The organism is Nesterenkonia flava (assembly GCF_031432335.1).
Taxonomy (GTDB): Bacteria; Actinomycetota; Actinomycetes; order Actinomycetales; family Micrococcaceae; genus Nesterenkonia; species Nesterenkonia flava.
This window is the reverse complement of the sequence record NZ_JAVKGT010000056.1, coordinates 1-5,773: the sequence shown is the minus strand read 5'-3', so window position 1 is coordinate 5,773 and position 5,773 is coordinate 1. Positions and strand designations below refer to the sequence as shown.

Sequence of the window (5,773 nt, the reverse complement as noted above, 5' to 3'; positions counted from 1 at the left end):
TTTCAATGTGTGTCCGGCGGTGTCCTACTCTCCCACACACTCCCGTGTGCAGTACCATCGGCGCTGTGGGCCTTAGCTTCCGGGTTCGGGATGGGACCGGGCGTTTCCCCCACGCTATGACCGCCGTAACTCTCTCAACCCACCAACACACACCCCCGACCTACCAGGGGCACAGGGTGTTGTGGGTAAACCTATAGGTAGTGAGCTACAACACTTCTCGTATTTTGTTGTGATCACCAGACCAAGGCCCGCACGGGTGTGGGGTTTATTGGTCGGGGACCGCCTAGTGGACGCAAGCACGCATAAATGTGTAATGGTGGTGGTGTAAGTGATCGGCTTATTAGTACCAGTCAACTCCACGTATTACTACGCTTCCATTTCTGGCCTATCAACCCCATAGTCTATAGGGAGCCTTCACACCTCAAGGGTGATGGAGATCTTATCTTGAAGCCGGCTTCCCGCTTAGATGCTTTCAGCGGTTATCCATCCCGAACGTAGCTAACCAGCCGTGCCCTTGGCAGGACAACTGGCATACCAGAGGTTCGTCCGTCCCGGTCCTCTCGTACTAAGGACAGACCTTCTCAAATCTCCTACGCGCGCAGCGGATAGGGACCGAACTGTCTCACGACGTTCTAAACCCAGCTCGCGTACCGCTTTAATGGGCGAACAGCCCAACCCTTGGGACCAACTCCAGCCCCAGGATGCGACGAGCCGACATCGAGGTGCCAAACCATGCCGTCGATATGGACTCTTGGGCAGGATCAGCCTGTTATCCCCGAGGTACCTTTTATCCGTTGAGCGACGGCCCTTCCACACGGTGCCGCCGGATCACTAGTCCCAACTTTCGTTCCTGCTCGAGATGCCTCTCTCACAGTCAAGCTCCCTTGTGCACTTACACTCAACACCTGATTGCCAACCAGGCTGAGGGAACCTTTGGGCGCCTCCGTTACTCTTTGGGAGGCAACCGCCCCAGTTAAACTACCCACCAGGCACTGTCCCTGGACCCGATCAGGGCCCGAAGTTAGATGCCTAACAACACCAGAGTGGTATTTCAACGACGACTCCACAACCACTGGCGTGGCTGCTTCACAGTCTCCCACCTATCCTACACAAGTGATGTCAAACACCAATACCAAGCTATAGTAAAGGTCTCGGGGTCTTTCCGTCCTGCTGCGCGTAACGAGCATCTTTACTCGTAATGCAATTTCGCCGAGTTCACGGTTGAGACAGCGGGGAAGTCGTTACTCCATTCGTGCAGGTCGGAACTTACCCGACAAGGAATTTCGCTACCTTAGGATGGTTATAGTTACCACCGCCGTTTACTGGGGCTTAAATTCTCCGCTTCGCCTTACGGCTAACAGGTCCTCTTAACCTTCCAGCACCGGGCAGGAGTCAGTCCGTATACATCGTCTTACGACTTCGCACGGACCTGTGTTTTTAGTAAACAGTCGCTTCCCCCTGGTCTCTGCGACCACCACCAGCTCGTCACCGTAAAGGCGCGCCACCAGGGTGGTCCCCCTTCTCCCGAAGTTACGGGGGCATTTTGCCGAGTTCCTTAACCGTGATTATCTCGATCGCCTTGGTATTCTCTACCTGACTACCTGTGTCGGTTTCGGGTACGGGCGGCTAGAACCTCGCGTCGATGCTTTTCTTGGCAGCATAGGATCACCGGATCCCCCACCAAACGTGGGAGCCCATCAAATCTCAGCCTTAATGAATCCCGGATTTGCCTAGGATTCGGCCTACATTCTTAGACCCGGACAACCATCGCCGGGCCCGGCTACCTTCCTGCGTCACACCTGTTAATACGCTCGCTAGACCACTTCAGGTCCCACGCTAGACCAGCCACACACCCCGAAGGATGTTTAAGCTGGGTTCGGGTGGTTAGTATCAGCGGGTTCGCGTGGGCGGTTCTTCGCCGGTACGGGAATATCAACCCGTTGTCCATCGACTACGCCTGTCGGCCTCGCCTTAGGTCCCGACTAACCCAGGGCAGATTAGCTTGACCCTGGAACCCTTAGTCATTCGGCGGACACGTTTCTCACGTGTCTTTCGCTACTCATGCCTGCATTCTCACTCGACTATCGTCCACCAACTCTTCCAACTTGGCTTCACCCAATAGTCGACGCTCCCCTACCCATCCAGGAAAACCTGAATGCCACGGTTTCGGCGGTGTGCTTGAGCCCCGCTACATTGTCGGCGCGGAATCACTTGACCAGTGAGCTATTACGCACTCTTTCAAGGGTGGCTGCTTCTAAGCCAACCTCCTGGTTGTCTAAGCAACTCCACATCCTTTCCCACTTAGCACACGCTTAGGGGCCTTAACCGGTGGTCTGGGCTGTTTCCCTCTCGACGATGAAGCTTATCCCCCACCGTCTCACTGCCGCGCTCTCACATCTCTGGCATTCGGAGTTTAGCTGACGTCAGTAACCTTGTAGGGCCCATCGGCCATCCAGTAGCTCTACCTCCAGGATGAAACACGCGACGCTGCACCTAAATGCATTTCGGGGAGAACCAGCTATCACAGAGTTTGATTGGCCTTTCACCCCTACCCACAGCTCATCCCCCCAGTTTTCAACCTAGGTGGGTTCGGTCCTCCACGCGCTCTTACACGCGCTTCAACCTGGCCATGGGTAGATCACTCCGCTTCGGGTCTAGACCCAGCGACTCAAACGCCCTATTCAGACTCGCTTTCGCTACGGCTGCCCCACACGGGTTAACCTCGCCACTGAGCACTAACTCGCAGGCTCATTCTTCAAAAGGCACGCCATCACACCAGCAAGCTGATGCTTTGACGGATTGTAGGCACATGGTTTCAGGTACTATTTCACTCCCCTCCCGGGGTACTTTTCACCATTCCCTCACGGTACTGATTCACTATCGGTCAGCAGGGAGTATTCAGGCTTACCAGGTGGTCCTGGCAGATTCACACACGATTCCTCGAGCCGCGTGCTACTCGAGAACACCAGATCGGCCGGCGGAACGCATTACAACTACGGGACTCACACCCTCTACGGTCAAGGACTCAACCTTGTTCATCTATACGCCCGCACCTCAACCGCCAAGACTGGTAGATCTTGGACACTGGGTCTCACAACCCCTATGACGCAACCCCTACCAGGTATCACACGCCATAGGTTTAGCCCCATCCGCTTTCGCTCGCCACTACTCACAGAATCACTGTTGTTTTCTCTTCCTGTCGGTACTGAGATGTTTCACTTCCCGACGTTCCCTCCACACTGCCTATACATTCAGCAGTGGGTCACACACCATAACAGCATGCGGGGTTTCCCCATTCGGAAATCCTGGCCTCAACGCTCGGTTATCAGCTCCACCAGGCTTATCGCAGATTCCCACGTCCTTCATCGGCTCCTGCTGCCAAGGCATCCACCATGCGCCCTAAAACACTTACACCAACAACCACATCCACAAACCCCCCTCAAAAGAGAAGACCTCATGGTGTGCGGCCGTGTAAGCCACCAAAGGACACACAAGACAATGTCTTGTACATACAAATCACATTCAAGAAACCACACACAACCATGTCAGGACGATCATGATCATATGCAGAGACTAAAAGATGCTCGCGTCCACTATGCAGTTCCCAAACAACAACCCCCACCCCCATCACCACCAACCACGTTGGTAGCTACCTGAAGCAGGCGGCCTAGATCCTTGAAGCTGATTGCTTCAGGACCCAACAGTGCGCCACACACCACACACAACAACACACCCGACACTCTTTCCAACCCACAAAGGGGCGTACTCAAGAACCTGGTGTGTGCCAATGCATGATGACTCCGATACGCGGAGTATTTGTTGATATTCCACCCTTGAGCAACCACCAGCAGAACATTCGCCTACTGTAGTGGCGCACCCGACTCGGGTGCAGCTCCTTAGAAAGGAGGTGATCCAGCCGCACCTTCCGGTACGGCTACCTTGTTACGACTTAGTCCCAATCGCTAGTCCCACCTTCGACCATTCCCTCCACAAGGGTTGGGCCATGGGCTTCGGGTGTTACCAACTTTCGTGACTTGACGGGCGGTGTGTACAAGGCCCGGGAACGTATTCACCGCAGCGTTGCTGATCTGCGATTACTAGCGACTCCAACTTCACGAAGTCGAGTTGCAGACTTCGATCCGAACTGAGACCGGCTTTTAGGGATTAGCTCCACCTCACAGTATCGCAACCCACTGTACCGGCCATTGTAGCATGCGTGAAGCCCAAGACATAAGGGGCATGATGATTTGACGTCATCCCCACCTTCCTCCGAGTTGACCCCGGCAGTCTCCCATGAGTCCCCACCTTTACGTGCTGGCAACATAGGACAAGGGTTGCGCTCGTTGCGGGACTTAACCCAACATCTCACGACACGAGCTGACGACAACCATGCACCACCTGTGAACCAGCCCCGAAGGGAAGCTACATCTCTGCAGCGGTCCGGTCCATGTCAAGCCTTGGTAAGGTTCTTCGCGTTGCATCGAATTAATCCGCATGCTCCGCCGCTTGTGCGGGCCCCCGTCAATTCCTTTGAGTTTTAGCCTTGCGGCCGTACTCCCCAGGCGGGGCACTTAATGCGTTAGCTACGGCGCGGAAAACGTGGAATGTCCCCCACACCTAGTGCCCAACGTTTACGGCATGGACTACCAGGGTATCTAATCCTGTTCGCTCCCCATGCTTTCGCTTCTCAGCGTCAGTAACAGCCCAGAGACCTGCCTTCGCCATCGGTGTTCCTCCTGATATCTGCGCATTTCACCGCTACACCAGGAATTCCAGTCTCCCCTACTGCACTCTAGTCTGCCCGTACCCACTGCACACCCGGGGTTAAGCCCCGGGCTTTCACAGCAGACGCGACAAACCGCCTACAAGCTCTTTACGCCCAATAATTCCGGATAACGCTCGCGCCCTACGTATTACCGCGGCTGCTGGCACGTAGTTAGCCGGCGCTTCTTCTGCAGGTACCGTCACTTGCGCTTCTTCCCTGCTGAAAGCGGTTTACAACCCGAAGGCCGTCATCCCGCACGCGGCGTCGCTGCATCAGGCTTTCGCCCATTGTGCAATATTCCCCACTGCTGCCTCCCGTAGGAGTCTGGGCCGTGTCTCAGTCCCAGTGTGGCCGGTCACCCTCTCAGGCCGGCTACCCGTCATCGCCACGGTAGGCCATTACCCCACCGTCTAGCTGATAGGCCGCGAGTCCATCCAAAACCGCAAAAGCTTTCCACCAGCACACCATGCGGTGACTGGTCGTATCCGGTATTAGACCCAGTTTCCCAGGCTTATCCCAGAGTTAAGGGCAGGTTACTCACGTGATACTCACCCGTTCGCCACTAATCCACCCGTGCAAGCACGGGCTTCATCGTTCGACTTGCATGTGTTAAGCACGCCGCCAGCGTTCATCCTGAGCCAGGATCAAACTCTCCATCAAAAATTTAATAGAGATAACAACCAGACACTCGTCGTCTCACCCCAACCCTGCCGGAAAAACAGGGCCTCACAGGGAGAAACACTCACGCCTGGTTGCTGATAATCCTTGGCTAAATTCACAATCAATTACCACGGGGGTGGTAAGATCGTGATCAACCAATTTAATTCATTGGTATCAACAAACTTGGCACACTATTGAGTTCTCAAACAACCAGCGCTCCAACACCATCAAACCTTCCGGCCTGAATCGCTTTGAAGCAACTTTTCAACCTTACTTGATCGCTTCGCGCTTGTCAACTTCAGCTTTTCGCTTCCGTTTTCGGCGCGATTCTCAACTCTAGTCCATCTC

At 54.8% G+C, this 5,773-nt stretch carries 3 rRNA genes; all 3 read right to left on the bottom strand.

Annotation, left to right across the window (positions count from 1 at the left end):
• Positions 1-11: 11 nt before the first annotated feature.
• Positions 12-128 (bottom strand): 5S ribosomal RNA (gene rrf / locus RH857_RS13285).
• 192 nt (positions 129-320) lie between these two features.
• A 23S ribosomal RNA gene (locus RH857_RS13280) occupies positions 321-3,414 on the bottom strand.
• A 486-nt stretch (positions 3,415-3,900) separates the two neighbouring features.
• Positions 3,901-5,425, bottom strand: a 16S ribosomal RNA gene (locus RH857_RS13275).
• The 16S, 23S and 5S rRNA genes sit together here, the layout of an rRNA operon.
• Positions 5,426-5,773: the final 348 nt, after the last annotated feature.